Genomic DNA, 15010 nt, shown 5'->3' with positions numbered 1-15010 from the left:
ACGCCGTCCATGAGCCGCCGCCAGGCGCTTCGCATGATGGAAACGGCCTACCTGGCGGCGGCGGCGGCGTTGATCTGGCTCGCTCTTTACTACCTGCCGGTCGGGGGTGCCCTGTTCCGTCTGGCGCTGCCGTTGCCCCTGGCCCTGTTGGTGCTGCGTCGTGGCTGGAAAGCCGGGCTTGAGGGGGTGGCGGTGGCCCTGCTCCTGCTCACGGCGCTGATGGGGCCGGTCCGTGGCCCCCTGATGCTCTTTCCCTACGGCCTGTTGTCGCTCTGGTTGGGCTGGGCTTGGAGCCGAAGCTTCAGCTGGTGGTTGAGCTGGGGTGTCGGCCTGTTGCTGGGCGCTATCGGCTTCCTCGTGCGGGTGCTGGCCCTCTCCTTGTTGGTGGGTGAGAACCTCTGGGTCGTGATCACCAGGGCAGGGGCTGGTCTGCTCGATCGCCTGGTGGATCTGCTCCGTCTTCCCCTGGCTCCCGATCTGTTGGAGGTGCAGTTGATGGCGCTGGGCCTGGTGCTCTTTCAGCAGTTGGTGTATGTGCTGGCGTTGCACGCCCTGGCCTACTGGATTTTCCCGCGGCTCCGCTCCCCTCTGCCCGAGCCGCCACCGCAGTTGAAAGGCCTGGTGGCGCTGGATCCCCTCTGATGACGGCTGGCCGGGTGTGGCCGGATCCGGAGGCAACGGCGTTGAAACAGCGGCTCGCCCCCTGGCGCCATCTTCAGGTTCAGCCCGACCTTCTGCTGGTGCTGGCCGCCACGGCCACGGCTGAGGTGGAGGGGATTTCGGCGGCCGGTGCCTCGGCCGCATCCCGTCGCTACACCGCGCTTGCCGATGCCGAGCTGTTGCTCTACGGCCCCGGCCACCGGCCCCGCTGGGCCCTGCCGCCCCTGCCGGCTGGGGTGAGCCCGGCGCTGATCAGCTGGGTCGCGGCTCAGACGCTCGGCCTGAGGCCCCAGGTGGCCGCGGTTGGCCTGCAACAGCAGCCCCCCTTCCCCCATCTGCGCCTGGAGGCCTGTGACTGTGGACCCGCCGCCTGTCTGAGCAGCGGACGGGCGATGGCTCCCGATCGGGTGGAACGGCTGTGGCAGAGGGGGGTGCGGCTTGGCCGCTCCCTGCGCCGGCCGCTCGTGCTAGCCGAATGCGTTCCCGGCGGGACGAGCACCGCCCAGGCGGCCCTCACCGCCCTCGGCCTGCCCGTCGCTGATCTGGTGAGTGGCAGTGCGCTGCATCCGCCCATGCAGCTGAAGCGGCGCTTGGTGGAGGCTGGTCTGCAACGGGCGGCCTTGGGGCCTGATCCTTCGCCCCAGGCGATTCTGGCCGCCGTTGGTGATCCATTTCAGGCGGTGGCCACGGGCTTGCTGCTGGGGGCGATGGAAAGTGGCCAACCGGTCATGCTGGCCGGCGGCAGCCAGATGCTGGCGGTCCTCGCCCTGGCCCTGCGGGCCCTCCCCAGAGCCGACAGGTCCGCCCTGACGGCTGGGGTGACCCTGGGGACCACGGCCTGGTTGGCGGCAGAGTCCCTGGCCGGTCGGCCGGCCTTTGCTGATCTCTTGACCCGCCTCGAAAGGGCTCTGGCGGTGGAGATCCTGGCCCTGCATAGCGGCCTTCGCTTCCATGACAGTCGCCATCAGGCTTGGCGCGACTATGAACGCGGCTACGTGAAGGAGGGCGTGGGTGCCGGTGCTCTCGCCCTGCTGGCTGAGTTGAGAGGATGCAGCCTGGAGCTGCTGCGCCGCGACTGCGACCAGGCTTTGGATGCACTGCAACGTCTGTAAGGTCTGGCCATGAGCAGGTTGCATCACACCGAGCGGGCCAGGCTGGGGCGTCGTGATCTGCTGCAGCTCGGCCTGGCGGCGGGGCTGGGGCTGCTGGGGGGCTGTGCCCGTGGCCAGGCGCAGCCTTTGCTCCAGGCAGCACCGGAAACGCTCCCCCCCCTGTGGCGGCGGCGTTTGCCCCGCCCCTGGCGGTTTCAGCCCCTGGAGGCGAACCCCGGTTCCTCCTGGGCGGCCCTGCAGATCGATCCGTCGGCCGATCTGCTCGCCTGCGGTGATGGTTGGTTGCCGGAGTTCACCGACGAGGCGCTCCAACCGGTGGATGCGGCCCCCTTGCAGGGGCGTCTGGGGGGGCAGGCTGGGCCTTTTCTCGAGGCTCTGGGGCCTGTGCGTGCTGCTCGGGTGCTGCCCGTTGGCGTCAGCCCCTGGGTGATGCTCTTCCGGGGCAGTGAGTGGCTTGGGGGCGCCGCCGAACAGGGCTGGGATGTGCTGCTTGATCCCGGCCTGCGCGGTCAGGTGGTGTTGCCGGCCAGCCCCAGGGTGGTGGTCGAGCTTGCCGATCGTCTTGATCAGCCCGAAAGTCTGGGCAGGCTGCGCAGTGCCGCCCTTACCCTTGACGACCGCCAGGCGCTGAATTGGTTGTTGCAGGGGAAGGCCAGGGCGGCAGTGCTGCCGTTGCAGCGCTGTGTGTCTTCGCTCCGGCGTGATCCCCGCCTGCATGCCGTGCTCCCAAGCAGCGGGGCGCCCCTGCACTGGACGCTGCTGCTGCGGCCGGCGACCAGTCGTGAACCGCTACCCCAGGCCTGGGTGAAGGAAGCCTGGCAGGCCCCCCTGCTCGGGCAGCTGTTGGCACGGGGATGGCGTCCCCCCTTGCCATCCCAGCAACTTCAGACCGAGGCCCAGGCCATTCCCGGCAGTTTGCGGTCGCTCATACTGCCACCGAAGCCGGTGTGGGAGCGCTGCTGGAGCCTGCCGCCGCTTCAGGATGCTGCCCGTGCGCAGCTCAGCCGCCGTTGGCGCCAGACCGCTCCCTGAGGGCTGACGCTCACCCCCACAGTCGGCGCCGGGGGCGCGCTGCCAGCAGGCGATGGGTCTCGGCCAGCAGCTCGGGGATCGGCAGGTCATGGGGGCAGCGGGGCAGGCAGTCGCCACAGCCTTGGCAGGCGCTGGCATCGCGCTGCTCCCACCAGTGCCCGGCTCGACCGATCAGGTTGTAGCGCTCCTCGGTGAAGGCCTGCAGGTCGTGGCCGAGGCGAAGATTGCGCAGGCGCAGCAGCTCCGGGATCGGCACCTGGTTGGGGCAGGGCAGGCAGGAGCGGCACTGGCCGCAGTGCTCCCGCCCGAGTCGCTGCCGCCGCCGTTGCTCCAGGCGGGCCAGGGCGCTGCGCTCCGCCGGGCTGAGGGCGCCGCTGGCTTCGGCAAGTCGATGGGCGAGGTCCAGGTCCTGCGGTTGGCTGGCGCCGACGGTCAGGGTGGAAATGCCGGCCGCCAGCAGATAGCGATAGGCGAGTGTCAGCGGTGGGAATGGAGCGCAGTCCTCGCAGAGCGTTGGGCTCGGGTCCCACAGCCGCCCTCCCTTGTCAGCCGGGGAGATCGCCAGCACGCCCATGCCTCGCGCCAGGGCGTCGTTGGCCAGCCCCATGCGGCTGGGATCGAGCAGATGCAGGTGCAGATTGCAGAACTCGAACAGCCCGCTGGCGATCGCCTCGGCAATCAGGGCATGGGACCCATGGCTGCTGAATCCCACCTGCCCCACCAGGCCGGAGTCGCGTGCCCATTGGAGCAGTTGTCGCCCTTCACCGTCCTGGGCCCACAGCAGGTGCTCCTGCCGATTGATGCCGTGAACCGCCAGGTTTGGAAGATGGTGCAATCCCAGGCGCTTCAGGCTCGCCTGCAGCTGGGAGCGCCCCTCGCTGAAGCTCACCCCCGGCAGGATCTTGCTGGTGACCACCCACCCCCCGTCAGGCCTCAGGTCCTGCCGTTCGAGCCTGGCGAGGGCAGCGCCCAGGAAGGTTTCCGCCGGGCCATAGGCCGGGGCCGTCTCCAGATGGTTGATGCCGGCATCGAGTGCGGCCCGCACCACCGCATCCATCTGTGCCTGGGAGGCCAGGGCCCGCATCGTGCCGAGCGTGAACAGGCTCACGGCCGGTCCCCGGCCGAAGGGCCGACGCTGGGCCGTCACGGTTCAGGTGACTCGTCCGCGGCGGAGCCGTCGTCGGGGCGGCGCGATTCCAGATGGCGCACGAGCGCAGCCGGGCTCACCTGATCGAGGAACTTTCGGAAGGCATCCTGTTCCTCGTGATCGGCGTCGGCATCGACCGGAATCGAGGCTTCTGCCACCACTTCCTCCAGCATCCAGATGCCACTGCCGGTGCGCACCGCCAGCGCGATCGCGTCACTGGGTCGGGCATCGACTTCCACTCCACCATTGGGGCCAGGCGGTTCTGAGGGGGTGACGGCCTGGCTGGAGGCCTGTGGGCTGCGTTCAGCGCTGTTGCCATCACCCTCCCCCCGCGTCTCTGTCGAGGTTTCGAGGCGCAACACGGCCCGAAAGGTGTTGTCTTCAATCGCATGAATGATGACCCGCTCCAGCTCCAGGCCGCCCGCCTCGAGCAGGGCCACCATCAGGTCATGGCTCAGGGGCCGGGGCGTTGGCTCCCCCTGGAGCCCGGCCATGATGTTGTGGGCCTGCGCCTGGTCGATCCAGATCGGCACCTGGCGCCGTCCGGCTGGATCCCGCAGCAGCACGATCGGACTGCGACTGGCCGCATCCAGGGCAATCCCGGCGACATGCATTTCGACCACTGTCACTCCTCCCCCTGGTTTGATTATGACCAGGTCAGCAGCCACAGGTTGAGAGGATGTTCACGGGGCTCGTGCAGGCTGTGGGCCGGCTGGAACGGCGGGGGGCCCAGCTGCTTGTGCACGGATGCGCGCCGTTCGCTCCACTGCAGCTTGGCGACAGCGTCGCCGTCGATGGGGTGTGTCTGACGGTGGCTTCCCTGGTGGGGGATGGCTTTCTCGCTGATGTGAGCGAGGAGACACTGGAGCGCACCACGCTCGGCCCCAAGGCGTTGCGCGGGGGCGCGGTCAATCTGGAACCTGCCCTGCGGCTGTCTGATCGGCTCGGGGGCCATCTGGTCACTGGTCATGTGGACGCCGCCGGCGAGGTGATGGCCATTGAGGCCCTGCCCCAGTCCTGGCGGCTGGAGCTGCGCTGGCGCGAGCCAGGCCATGAGCGCTACATCTGCGAGAAGGGCAGCATCGCCGTGGACGGCATCAGCCTCACCGTGGCCGGATTGGCGGCGTCGGGCCGACAGTTCTGGATCGCTGTGATTCCCCACACCTGGCGGACCACCGCCCTGCACCACCTCAGGGTGGGGGATCGGGTCAATCTGGAGGTGGATGTGATCGCTCGCTACGCCGAGCGACTGTTGGCCACCGAGCCATCCCACGCGGACGCGAGCCAGGTGATCAGCGCCGAATGGTTGGCCCGGCAGGGCTGGAGCTGAGAAACGATCACAAACCCTGGTCGCCTGGAGCAAAGCTCAATACCTTGCAGGGGTTGTTCATTCCGAACGTTTCATGACCGGTAATGACCGCCCGGATTCCCTGGGCAGCTTCAAGGCTTTCGCGATTGCCGAGGGCATTCTTTTGATTGTGCTGGGCATCCTGGCCCTGGTGTTCCCCGTGCTGGCCTCCTTCTGGACCACGGGCGTGATTGCGGTGCTGTTCCTCGTGGGCGGTGTCGTTGGCTGGATCAGCAATCTGGCCCGTTCCGGCCGCATGGGGCGCTGGATCTGTTTCTGGCGTTTGGTGGTGTCCACCCTGTTCATCGTGGCCGGTGCCTCGATGATCGGCAATTTCCGCGATCCGGCTGAGGCCGCCGAACAGGTGGCCGCTTTCGCCCTGGCCATCGGCATCGTCTTCCTCGTCGAGGGCGTGGTGGCGTTCTTCACCGGTCTGGCGAACAGCAACCGCCCCGGTGCCGGTTGGGCGATCGCCAACGGTGTGATCACCTTCATCCTGGGTCTCCTCATCGTGACCCTGAAGTTCTGGGGGCTGTTGTGGGTGCTGGGAACCCTGGTGGGAATCAGCTTCCTCTTCAGCGGCATCGAGCTGATCGCCTTCAGCTCGGCCATTCACGACGATCAGGATCCTCCGGCCCTCGCCTGATGAGCCACCACCCGGATCAGAGCCCAGCCTCCTCGCTCTGATCCGGGTGGTCGTCTTGCCCATCGAGGCTGGGTCCATCGAGATCTTGCTCATCGAGTGGCAGCAGCCAGATCGAGCCCGAGTCCCGATGCAGTTCAATCCGGAACTCCTGGCCTGGTTCCAGCCCGAGCCGACGCGTGTAGGCATGGCCGATGAGCAGATTGCCGTTGCCATGCACACGGGTGCGGAATTCAGCCTGGCGGCCGCGGGTGCCACCACCAGCGCCAGCCCCTGAGGTGGGGAGCTTGTAACCCTTCGCTTCCACGAGGGCTCGGTAAAAGCTCTTGCGCAGCAAGCGGCCGCTGGGGCCCACGTAGCCGCAGCCTCTGGCGATCTCATCCTCTGGGCGATTGCTGAGCGCGCGCGCCTTGTCGAGAAGCTCCTTGCCGACCAGCATCTCTACGGTGAATGTTGCAAGAATTCTGAACCTCGATCGCAAGCCAGGCAAGCGATCCTGCGACTTTGCCCTGGCGGTGTTCAGATCAGGTAGAGGATTACAAAGAGAATCACCCAGATGCCATCCACGAAGTGCCAGTAGAGCTCTGCCGCTTCAAGTGGAAAGTGGTTGTCGGCTGTGATCCGGCCCCCCGGTGTGCGGCATTGCCACCACACGATCAGGATCATCAGGGCACCGAGGGTCACGTGCAGGCCATGGAAGCCGGTGAGGGCGTAGAAGGTGCTCGCGTAGAGATTGTCGGTCAGGCCAAAGGGAAGGGTGAAGTACTCCACCATCTGGCTGGCGAGGAAGGCGAGCCCGAGCACGGCCGAGAGCAGCAGCCACTGGCGGCAGCGTTGATTCATGCCCCGTCGCAGGTTCACGCCGGCCCGATGAAACGTGAAACTGCTCACGAGCAGGAGCACGGTGTTGAGGATCGGCAGGGGCAGCTCCAGTTCGTAGATCGCCCCGGGCTGGAGAGGGTTCACGGCTTTGAAGGTGAGGTAGGCGGCAAAGAAACCGGCGAAGGTCATCGCATCGGCCACCAGAAACGTCGCCAGACCGAAGATCCGATGGTCGGCATGGTGTTCAGCGCTGGCCCCGGCCTGATCGAGCTGCGCCTGGGATGGATTGAGGGTGGTCATCGTCCGCTGCTCCAGAGGTCACGGCCGCTGGCGGCCTTCAGGTCGAGTTCATCGGCGGCGACGCCATAGCCGTAGGGTTCGGTCACCAGGGGGGCGTCGCCTCGCCAGTTCTCCACCGGTGGTGGCGAGCTGGTGAGCCACTCGGGCGTGAGGGCCCGCCAGGGGTTATCGCCGGCGATCTCGCCTTGGAACGCGCTGGCGATCACGTTCCAGAGAAAGGGCAGGGTGCTGATCGCCATCAACAGGGCGCCGACGCTGCTGAGTTGGTTGATGAAAGCGAATTGGGGGTCGTATTCAGCGACGCGGCGGGGCATGCCGTTGAGGCCAAGCCAATGCTGGGGTGCAAAGCAGAGATTGAAGCCGATGAAGGTGATCAGAAAATGCAGGCGCCCTAGCGGTTCGTTGAGCATGCGGCCGGTCACCTTGGGGTACCAGTGATAGATCGAGGCAAAGATCACAAACACCGAGCCGCCGTAGACGATGTAGTGGAAATGTGCAACAACAAAATAGGTGTCGTGCACATGCACGTCGAAGGGCACCTGAGCCAGGGCCACGCCCGTGATGCCTCCGAGCACAAAGTTGACGATGAAGCCGCAGGAGAACAGCACGGCACTGTTGAGTGAAATCCGGCCTCCCCAGAGCGTCGCCAGCCAGTTAAAGAACTTGATGCCTGTGGGCACAGCGATGAAAGCCGTGGCAATGGTAAAGAACAGGCGCATCCAAGGCGGTGTTCCACTGGTGAACATGTGGTGGGCCCACACCACAAGACCCAGCACCACAATCGCCATGATGGAGACAACCATCGTGGCGTACCCGAAGAGGGGTTTGCGGCAGTGCACTGGCAGGATTTCACTCACCAGGCCGAAAGCCGGTAGCACCATGATGTAAACGGCGGGATGGGAATAGAACCAGAACAGATGCTGATAGACCACCACATTGCCGCCCATCCCGGGGTTGAAAAAGCCTGTGTGAGCCACGATGTCGAGGCTCAGCAGGATCAGGGTTCCGGCGAGAACCGGTGTGGAGAGAACCACAAGGATGCTGGTGCCGAGCATGGCCCAGCAATACATCGGAAGTTGCATCAATTTCAGTCCAGGCCGCCTCAGCTTGAGAATGGTGGCGATGAAATTGATGCCGCCGAAAATCGAACTTCCCCCCAGCAGAAGCACACTCAGGATCCAGATGATCTGGCCGCTGGCTGGGGTCGTGAGGCTGAGCGGTGGATAGGCCGTCCAACCGGATTGGGCCGCGCCTGTAATGAAATAACTGCTGATCAGCAGCAGACCCGCAGGCGGGATCAACCAGAAGGCCACCGCATTGAGGCGGGGGAAGGCCATGTCTCTGGCGCCGACGTAAAAGGGAATCAGATAATTGCCGAAGGCTCCATTCACAACGGGGACAATCCAGAGAAAAATCATCACCGTGCCGTGCAGCGTCAGCACCTGGTTGTAGACCTCGCGTGGCATGAAGTCGGAGAGGGGGCTGGCCAGTTCCGTGCGGATGGCTCCAGCCAGGGCGCCGCCGATTAGGTAAAAGGCAAAGCCGCACACCAGATATTGCAACCCGATCACCTTGTGGTCGACGCTGAAGCTCAGATAGCGCAGCCAGCCGTGCGGTTGCAGGGAGGGCGGCCGGGATGATTCGGCCTGGGGCGTCAGGGTGGCGGTCATGTGTTGGTGGCGGAAAGCTTGTCGTTCTGGGCAAACCAGGCGTCGTAGGCCTGCTGGTCTTCGACCACCACGGTGGAGCGCATGCCGCCGTGATATGGGCCACAGAGTTCTGCGCACACAATCGGATAACGACCGGCGCGTGTGGGCGTGAAGTTGAGGACGGTTGGCTGGCCCGGGATCACATCCTGTTTCAAGCGGAATTCAGGAACCCAGAAGGCGTGAATCACGTCCTTCGCTTCCATCGCCAGGGTCACGGGTTGACCGACGGGCACATGCAACTCACCGGAGATGAAATCGCCCTGGGGGTAGCGAAACAGAAAGGCGAATTGCATGGCCGTCACCTCCACCGGCAAAGGGGTTGCCAGGGCCGCCTCGGTTGTCGTGCTGAGAGCGGGGGTGCCAATCCCTCCCCACACTTTCCGATCGCTGTTGGGTGCGCTGGCGCTGACATGGGTCATGGCGTCATGCCCCAGGGGGGCCATCCCTCCCATGCGCTCGTAGATGTCGTAGCTGTACAAGCCGATGAACAACACGACGACCGCAGGGACGGCTGTCCAGAGAACTTCCAGTGGGAGGTTGCCTTCGATCGCCAGGCCATCGGAGAGTTGACCTTCGCGGCGGCGGAAGCGGATCAGGCTGAAGATCACCAGGCCGAGGATGCCAAGGAACAGAATCGCGCCAATGCTGAAGAGAACCCGAAAGAGTTCGTCGTAAATCGGAGCGTTTGCGCTGGCATCAACTGGCAGAAGATTGATGTTCTGGCCAATCCAGAGCCCTCCCAGCACCAGGACCATTCCCAGCACCAGTGTGATGATCGATGAAGGGATCGGCACGGCGCATCCGTGAATGGTTTCAGGCTATGGAGGAGGCGATGCCCTCACCACGTTCTGATTCTTAAGAGGGGTTGAAAATCCTCTGCTTGATGGCACGTCATCCACTCCCATCCCCTGGTTTTGGTGCGCATGGATGCCAAGAGTTGGTGTGACCTGTCAGGGAAGCGAAATCTTGGTGTCCGGTTGGTGTTGCAGTTAGCCACATAACGTGCGCGCCGGAATCCAATCGCTACGTTCCGAAGACACTTCAGTTGCCTTTGGGCAACGCGATGGCCTTGGTCAGTACCCCCCTGGTTCCCATTCGTCACCGCCTCGCTCTTCTGAGCACCCATCTGGTCGTTGCCCTCGTGGCCCTTGTGGTGATCGGTGGAGCGACCCGAGTCATGGAGGCCGGTCTGGCCTGTCCTGATTGGCCGCTCTGTTACGGCAGCTTCCTGCCGGGGCGTCAGATGAACGTTCAGGTGTTTCTGGAGTGGTTTCATCGCCTCGATGCCTTCGTCATCGGTATTGCGCTGGTGGTTCAGCTCGCTGCCGCCGCCTGGTGGCGGGCCCAGTTGCCCCGCTGGTTGCTTCCGATCAGCGGCCTCCTGCTTGCGCTCGTTGCAGCCCAGGGTGGTCTGGGGGCCCTCACGGTTCTGCAGCTCCTGCCCTCGGGGGTGGTCACCGCCCATCTGCTTCTGGCCCTCACCCTTGTGGCCATCGTCAGTGGTTGCAGTCAGCTGCTTCTGGCTCCCGCCGACAACAGTGCCGCTCCAGCGCCGATCTGGTGGCGAGCGCTTGCGGCGATCAGCCTCACTGCGGTGATGGGCCAGTGCCTGCTCGGTGCTCGGATGGCCACCTCCTGGGCGGCGCAGCGCTGTCTTGAGGCAGGCCAGTCCTGCCAATGGCTCCATTGGCATCGCAGTTTCGCCACTCCGGCGGCCCTGAGTGTGCTGCTTCTGGCGGCCGTCGCCCTCCTCGCCGGCGGTTGGCCCCGTCGTCAATGGCCCCTGCTGCTTCTCGCCAGTGGTCTGGTGGGGGGCCAGATCGCGCTGGGGGTTCTCACGTTGCGCCTTGGGCTGAGTCAGCCCGCGGTCACCGTGGCCCATCAGTTGATCGCTTCTCTTCTGGTGGCCCTGATGGCGGCCCTGCTCTGTCGTCGCCCCGAGGCGGCGTCGCAGCAACCGCTGCCAGTCGTTGTTGAGTCCTCTTCTCTGGAGCCTGCGCATGGCTAGTTCCGTTCCGACCTCTGCCGTGGCGATCAGCCGCGAGCAGGTGGTGCCGTCACGGCGCCGGATCAAGTTGCCCGCCTGGCTTGAGGTGGCCAAACCGCGGCTGATTCCCCTGTTGCTTGCCACCACCCTGGGGGGGATGGCTCTCACGGAAGGCTGGCCGCTTTCCTCGCCCCGCCTGGCCTGCACCCTTGGTGGTGGTGCCCTGGCGGCTGCAGCGGCGGGGGTGCTCAACTGCCTCTGGGAGCAAGACCTGGATGGGCGCATGCAGCGCACCAGCGGCCGGGCTCTGCCGTCGGGACGCCTGTCGCCTGCGGCCGCGTTCGCCGGTGCGGTCTCCTGCACGCTCGCAGCAGCCGTGTTGCTGGTGAGTGGTGTCAACTGTTTGGCCGCCGGTCTCTCGCTGCTCGGGCTTTGCAGCTACGTGCTGCTCTACACCGCGTTGCTCAAGCCGAGGACGCCTCAGAACATCGTGATCGGCGGTGTGGCAGGCGCCATTCCACCTCTGGTGGGGGCCGCGGCTGCCACCGGCCACGTCGGTCTGGGCAGCTGGTGGCTGTTCGGTCTGGTGATGGTGTGGACGCCGGCCCACTTCTGGGCGCTGGCCCTCCTGCTTCGTGAGGACTATCGAGCGGTGGGGATCCCCATGCTTCCGGTGGTCAAGGGGTCGACCGTCACCGCCCGGGCCATCCGACGCTACGGCTGGGCCACCGTGGTGCTGAGCGGTTTTGGAGTGCTGGCCCTACCCGAGGGCGGTCTTCTTTATGGCCTGTTGTTGCTTCCCTTCAACGGTCGATTGCTGCAAATGGTTGGCAATCTGGCCTCCGCTCCCGACAGTCTGGAGCGGGCCAAAGGCCTCTTCCGTTGGTCGATTCTTTACCTCTTCGGCATCTGTCTGCTGCTGGTGTTCAGCCGTTGGTCGGGTGCGGCCACCTTCGATCTGCAGGTGCGCAGTGTGGTGGAGGCCATGCTGGGCGGCGGCCTCGGGCCAGCTGCCTAGATTCCGTCGAGATTCCTGCAGCAACGGCTCGATGCCTGTCTTGGAGCTGGTTCAACTGGAGAAGGCCTATGGCGAGGTGAAGGCCCTCGACGGTCTCTCCCTCTCGATCCCAGAGGGAGCGTTGTATGGCTTGCTGGGACCGAACGGTGCCGGCAAAACCACCACCCTGCGCATCATCGCCACCCTGCTGGCCCCTGATCGCGGCAGCGTGCGGGTGGCGGGGGTTGATGCATTGACCGATCCACGCGCGGTGCGTCGTCTGCTCGGTTATGTCGCCCAAGAGGTGGCGATCGACAAGATCCTCACCGGCCGCGAATTGCTTCAGCTGCAGGGCGATCTTTACCACCTGCCAAGGCGGGAGCGGGACAGGCGCATTGATGAACTGGTGAATGGTCTGGGCATGGAGGCATGGGTGGACCGGCGCTGTGGGACGTACTCCGGCGGGATGCGCCGTCGCCTCGACCTGGCCTCCGGCCTCCTTCACCGTCCCCGGGTGCTGGTGCTCGATGAACCGACGGTGGGTCTGGATATCGAGAGTCGGGCCGCGATTTGGCAGGTGCTGCGGGATCTGCGGGATCAGGGCACCAGCGTGCTGCTCAGCAGTCACTACCTCGAGGAGGTGGAGGCGCTCGCCGATCAGATGGCGATCATCGATGCAGGGCGGGTGATCGCGGAGGGTTCGCCTGAGGCCCTGAAGCAGGCGCTGGGGGGGGATCGGGTCACCCTGCGCGTAAGGGAATTCAGTGATCCGTCGGAGGCGAACCACCTCTGTGCCCTGTTGGAACCCCTGGAGGGGGTGCGTCGGATCGTGGTCAATCGCTCCCAGGGGTATTCGCTCAATCTGGTGGTGGATGGCGAGGAGGTGTTGCCGCGCCTGCGTGCCGAGCTCGACGCCGCCGGACTCCCCGTGTTCGCCCTGGCCCAGAGCCGCCCGAGTCTCGATGATGTGTATCTGCAGGCCACTGGCCGCACCTTGATGGATGCGGAACTGGCTGTGGCCGGTCAGCGTGATCCAAAGCTGGAGCGCAAGCAGGCCATGCGTTGACGGCCTAGCTCGCTGTGTTCTCTCCCCCTTCGCACCTCTCCTCTTGTTTCGATGACCGCGTCTGATCCCTCCGCTCTCTCTGAACTCACGCAGGAAACGGCGGCCCTCACCCGTCGCCTCTTCCTGCAGTTGCAGCGCAGACCCTCCACTCTGGTGGCTGGGATCCTGCAGCCCCTGATCTGGTTGGTGTTGTTCGGGGCTCTGTTTTCGCGCGCGCCGGAGGGGTTGCTGCCCGGCGGCATGAGTTATGGACGTTTTCTCGGAGCTGGTGTGATCGTGTTCACCGCCTTCAGTGGCGCCCTCAATGCCGGTTTGCCGGTGATGTTTGACCGTGAATTCGGATTTCTCAACCGTCTGCTCGTGGCTCCCCTGCGCAGCCGCAGTTCGATTGTGCTGGCCTCGGTGCTTTACATCACCACCCTGAGCATGGTGCAGAGCCTGGCGATCATGTTGATGGCCGCTTTCCTCGGCTATGGCTGGCCCGGTCTGGCTGGCTTGGGGCTGGTGATGCTCACGCTTTTGATGCTGGTGTTTGCGGTCACTGCCCTGAGTCTGGGTCTTGCGTTCGCCCTGCCGGGGCACATCGAGTTGATCGCGGTGATCTTCGTGGCCAATCTGCCGCTGCTGTTTGCGAGCACTGCTCTGGCGCCACTGTCCTTCATGCCCACCTGGATGGGCTGGCTTGCAGCCCTGAATCCGCTTACCTTCGCGATTGAACCAATTCGGGCCGCCTACGCCGGTCCCCTCGACCTGTCCAGTGTGTTGCTTGAGGCGCCCTATGGGCCCGTCAGTGGCACCACCTGTCTGCTGGTCCTCGCTGGCCTCACCCTGGGGCTGTTCCTGCTGATCCGCCCCCTCCTGAACCGCAAGCTCGCCTGATTCCGTGCTCGATTCTCCGTTTCGCCAACCCCATCAGCGTCAGGACACCCTCAAGCGCCTGCTGGCCTCGTGCCGGGATCGCGGTGACCACCGGGCAGCTGCCCTGTTGGAATTGCAGTGGGTGCATCGCTATGGCGTCGATTCGCTCCCCGATGGGTCGATCGACCAGCCAGAGGATCGGGTGGCTGCCGTCACGGAAGCGGAGGAAGCGGAGATCCCCACGCTCGACTGGCGCAGCCAGGACCAGGACAGCGAACTTCCGCCCCCACCGGCGCCCCGTCTCCACCGCCTGCGCCGCTGGCTTCCGGCCGACACCGTCGCGTTTCCTCAGGCCTCCTGATCGATGGAACGCCTTGATCTGGAGGCTTTGCGCGGTGGGCTGATCGTATCGGTGCAGGCTCCGGAAGCCTCGCCGATGCGCCATCCGGAGGTGATCGCGGCGATGGCGGAAGCGAGTCTGCGCAATGGTGCGGTGGGGGTACGCCTGGAGAGCCCGGAGCATATCGGCGCGGTGCGTCGTCGTTGCCCGGAGGCGTTGATCATCGGTTTGTGGAAGCGATCCTTCCCCGGCAGCAGTGTTTACATCACGCCGCGTTGGCAGGAGATTCGCGCCGTGTGGGCCGCAGGAGCCGATGTGGTAGCGATCGATGCCACCGAACGTTTACGACCGGATGGCGAGTCTCTTGAGGTGTTGGTGAGCCGTGCCGGGCAGGAGCTCGGTGCTCCACTGATGGCCGACATCGACAGTGTGGCTAACGGCTTGCGGGCGGCAGCGCTCGGTTGCGCCTGGGTCGGCACCACCCTCTACGGCTACACAGAAGCCACATCCAGAGACAGGCCACCGGCCCTCGATCTGCTGCAACCCCTGCGGCAGCAGCTGCCGGCGTCGGTGGCGTTGATCTGCGAGGGAGGCATCGCTTCCGCCCCTGTGGCGGTGGACGCGGTCGCCCGAGGCGCTGACCTGGTGGTTGTCGGGACGGCCATCACTGGCGTTGACCTTCAGGTGCAGGCCTACGGCCGTGCTTTAGAGGAGCATCGTCGAGGTCAAGCAGCGTCAAGCGCATGATCCGCGCGATCGTCGCGTGTTCAGAATGGGTTGAGACGCATAGGATCTGTGGCCCATCGCTTCTTTGCGCCGCTTCTTCTCGGTGGCATGTTGCTCGGCATGCCGATCGCCGGGCTGCCGATGGGTGAATTGCAGGCTCTGAATGCGGAGTTGGGGCGTCTGTGCCGACGCCCACCCCGCGAGGCTCTCACCGTTTGTCGCCTGCATGCCCGCCTGGTGCGTGCGCTCTGAAGCGCCTGAAC

Annotated in this window: 18 protein-coding genes; 12 read left to right on the top strand and 6 right to left on the bottom strand. The window is 65.2% G+C overall.

Going from position 1 to position 15010, the window contains the following annotated elements; translation table 11 throughout:
* Positions 1–9 precede the first annotated feature (9 nt).
* From SynRS9909_RS10555 to SynRS9909_RS10545, 3 genes are read left to right on the top strand one after another with little or no spacing between them, the layout of a single operon-like run.
* The gene (locus SynRS9909_RS10555; protein ID WP_007101754.1) at positions 10–642 is read left to right on the top strand and encodes a DUF2232 domain-containing protein; all 633 of its coding nucleotides are present in this window, start codon (positions 10–12) and stop codon (positions 640–642) included.
* Positions 642–1772 carry a nicotinate-nucleotide--dimethylbenzimidazole phosphoribosyltransferase gene (locus SynRS9909_RS10550; protein WP_007101755.1) on the top strand — a complete coding sequence of 377 codons (1131 nt, stop codon included), beginning with the start codon at positions 642–644 and terminating at the stop codon, positions 1770–1772. Before SynRS9909_RS10555 ends, SynRS9909_RS10550 begins: the two co-directional genes overlap by 1 nt.
* Before the next feature lie 9 nt (positions 1773–1781).
* Positions 1782–2804 (top strand): hypothetical protein, encoded by a 1023-nt coding sequence (locus tag SynRS9909_RS10545; RefSeq protein ID WP_007101756.1) that lies wholly within the window; start codon positions 1782–1784, stop codon positions 2802–2804.
* A gap of 10 nt (positions 2805–2814) precedes the next feature.
* Here SynRS9909_RS10545 and SynRS9909_RS10540 read toward each other — a convergent pair whose 3' ends face one another.
* Together SynRS9909_RS10540 and SynRS9909_RS10535 are read right to left on the bottom strand one after the other, a co-directional pair.
* Entirely contained in the window at positions 2815–3951 is a 1137-nt protein-coding gene (locus SynRS9909_RS10540; protein WP_007101757.1) for an aldo/keto reductase, read from the bottom strand.
* Positions 3948–4565, bottom strand: coding sequence for a bifunctional nuclease family protein (locus SynRS9909_RS10535; RefSeq protein ID WP_007101758.1), 618 nt, complete (start codon positions 4563–4565; stop codon positions 3948–3950). The genes SynRS9909_RS10540 and SynRS9909_RS10535 overlap by 4 nt, the downstream gene beginning before the upstream one ends.
* Positions 4566–4630: 65 nt before the next feature.
* Between SynRS9909_RS10535 and SynRS9909_RS10530 the strand changes: the two genes are divergently transcribed.
* Together SynRS9909_RS10530 and SynRS9909_RS10525 are read left to right on the top strand one after the other, a co-directional pair.
* Entirely contained in the window at positions 4631–5281 is a 651-nt protein-coding gene (locus SynRS9909_RS10530) for a riboflavin synthase (protein ID WP_007101759.1), read from the top strand.
* A gap of 73 nt (positions 5282–5354) precedes the next feature.
* Positions 5355–5945: an HdeD family acid-resistance protein gene (locus SynRS9909_RS10525; RefSeq protein WP_007101760.1), complete on the top strand. Its 591-nt coding sequence runs from the start codon at positions 5355–5357 to the stop codon at positions 5943–5945.
* Positions 5946–5961: 16 nt separating this feature from the next.
* Here SynRS9909_RS10525 and SynRS9909_RS10520 read toward each other — a convergent pair whose 3' ends face one another.
* The 4 genes from SynRS9909_RS10520 to SynRS9909_RS10505 all read right to left on the bottom strand — a co-directional run bounded on the left by SynRS9909_RS10520 (position 5962) and on the right by SynRS9909_RS10505 (position 9567).
* Complete coding sequence (locus tag SynRS9909_RS10520; RefSeq protein WP_007101761.1) at positions 5962–6381, bottom strand: AbrB family transcriptional regulator; 420 nt, start codon at positions 6379–6381, stop codon at positions 5962–5964.
* An 80-nt stretch (positions 6382–6461) separates the two neighbouring features.
* Positions 6462–7064 carry a cytochrome c oxidase subunit 3 gene (locus tag SynRS9909_RS10515; RefSeq protein WP_007101762.1) on the bottom strand — a complete coding sequence of 201 codons (603 nt, stop codon included), beginning with the start codon at positions 7062–7064 and terminating at the stop codon, positions 6462–6464.
* Positions 7061–8734, bottom strand: coding sequence for a cytochrome c oxidase subunit I (gene ctaD, locus SynRS9909_RS10510; protein WP_007101763.1), 1674 nt, complete (start codon positions 8732–8734; stop codon positions 7061–7063). Before ctaD ends, SynRS9909_RS10515 begins: the two co-directional genes overlap by 4 nt.
* Entirely contained in the window at positions 8731–9567 is an 837-nt protein-coding gene (locus tag SynRS9909_RS10505; protein WP_007101764.1) for a cytochrome c oxidase subunit II, read from the bottom strand. The genes ctaD and SynRS9909_RS10505 overlap by 4 nt, the downstream gene beginning before the upstream one ends.
* A 269-nt stretch (positions 9568–9836) precedes the next feature.
* Between SynRS9909_RS10505 and SynRS9909_RS10500 the strand changes: the two genes are divergently transcribed.
* Genes SynRS9909_RS10500 through SynRS9909_RS10470 form a run of 7 tightly spaced genes read left to right on the top strand, consistent with a single transcriptional unit; the run spans position 9837 to position 14999 of the window.
* Positions 9837–10781 carry a heme A synthase gene (locus SynRS9909_RS10500; protein WP_186593721.1) on the top strand — a complete coding sequence of 315 codons (945 nt, stop codon included), beginning with the start codon at positions 9837–9839 and terminating at the stop codon, positions 10779–10781.
* Positions 10774–11778 (top strand): heme o synthase, encoded by a 1005-nt coding sequence (locus tag SynRS9909_RS10495; protein WP_038001147.1) that lies wholly within the window; start codon positions 10774–10776, stop codon positions 11776–11778. Before SynRS9909_RS10500 ends, SynRS9909_RS10495 begins: the two co-directional genes overlap by 8 nt.
* Positions 11779–11809: 31 nt before the next feature.
* Complete coding sequence (locus tag SynRS9909_RS10490; protein WP_007101767.1) at positions 11810–12823, top strand: daunorubicin resistance protein DrrA family ABC transporter ATP-binding protein; 1014 nt, start codon at positions 11810–11812, stop codon at positions 12821–12823.
* Positions 12824–12874: 51 nt separating this feature from the next.
* The gene (locus tag SynRS9909_RS10485; RefSeq protein ID WP_007101768.1) at positions 12875–13702 is read left to right on the top strand and encodes an ABC transporter permease; all 828 of its coding nucleotides are present in this window, start codon (positions 12875–12877) and stop codon (positions 13700–13702) included.
* Positions 13703–13706: 4 nt separating this feature from the next.
* Positions 13707–14042, top strand: coding sequence for a hypothetical protein (locus tag SynRS9909_RS10480; RefSeq protein ID WP_007101769.1), 336 nt, complete (start codon positions 13707–13709; stop codon positions 14040–14042).
* Positions 14043–14045: 3 nt separating this feature from the next.
* Positions 14046–14768: an N-acetylmannosamine-6-phosphate 2-epimerase gene (locus SynRS9909_RS10475; protein ID WP_007101770.1), complete on the top strand. Its 723-nt coding sequence runs from the start codon at positions 14046–14048 to the stop codon at positions 14766–14768.
* A gap of 48 nt (positions 14769–14816) precedes the next feature.
* A complete protein-coding gene (locus SynRS9909_RS10470) occupies positions 14817–14999 on the top strand; it encodes a hypothetical protein (protein WP_007101771.1) in 183 nt (60 codons plus the stop codon).
* The last annotated feature ends 11 nt before the right edge of the window (positions 15000–15010 follow it).

Source organism: Synechococcus sp. RS9909, assembly GCF_014279595.1.
In the GTDB taxonomy this organism is placed as follows: Bacteria; Cyanobacteriota; Cyanobacteriia; order PCC-6307; family Cyanobiaceae; genus Synechococcus_C.
The sequence above is the reverse complement of the archived record's forward strand: the minus strand, read 5'-3'. Positions and strand labels throughout refer to the sequence as shown.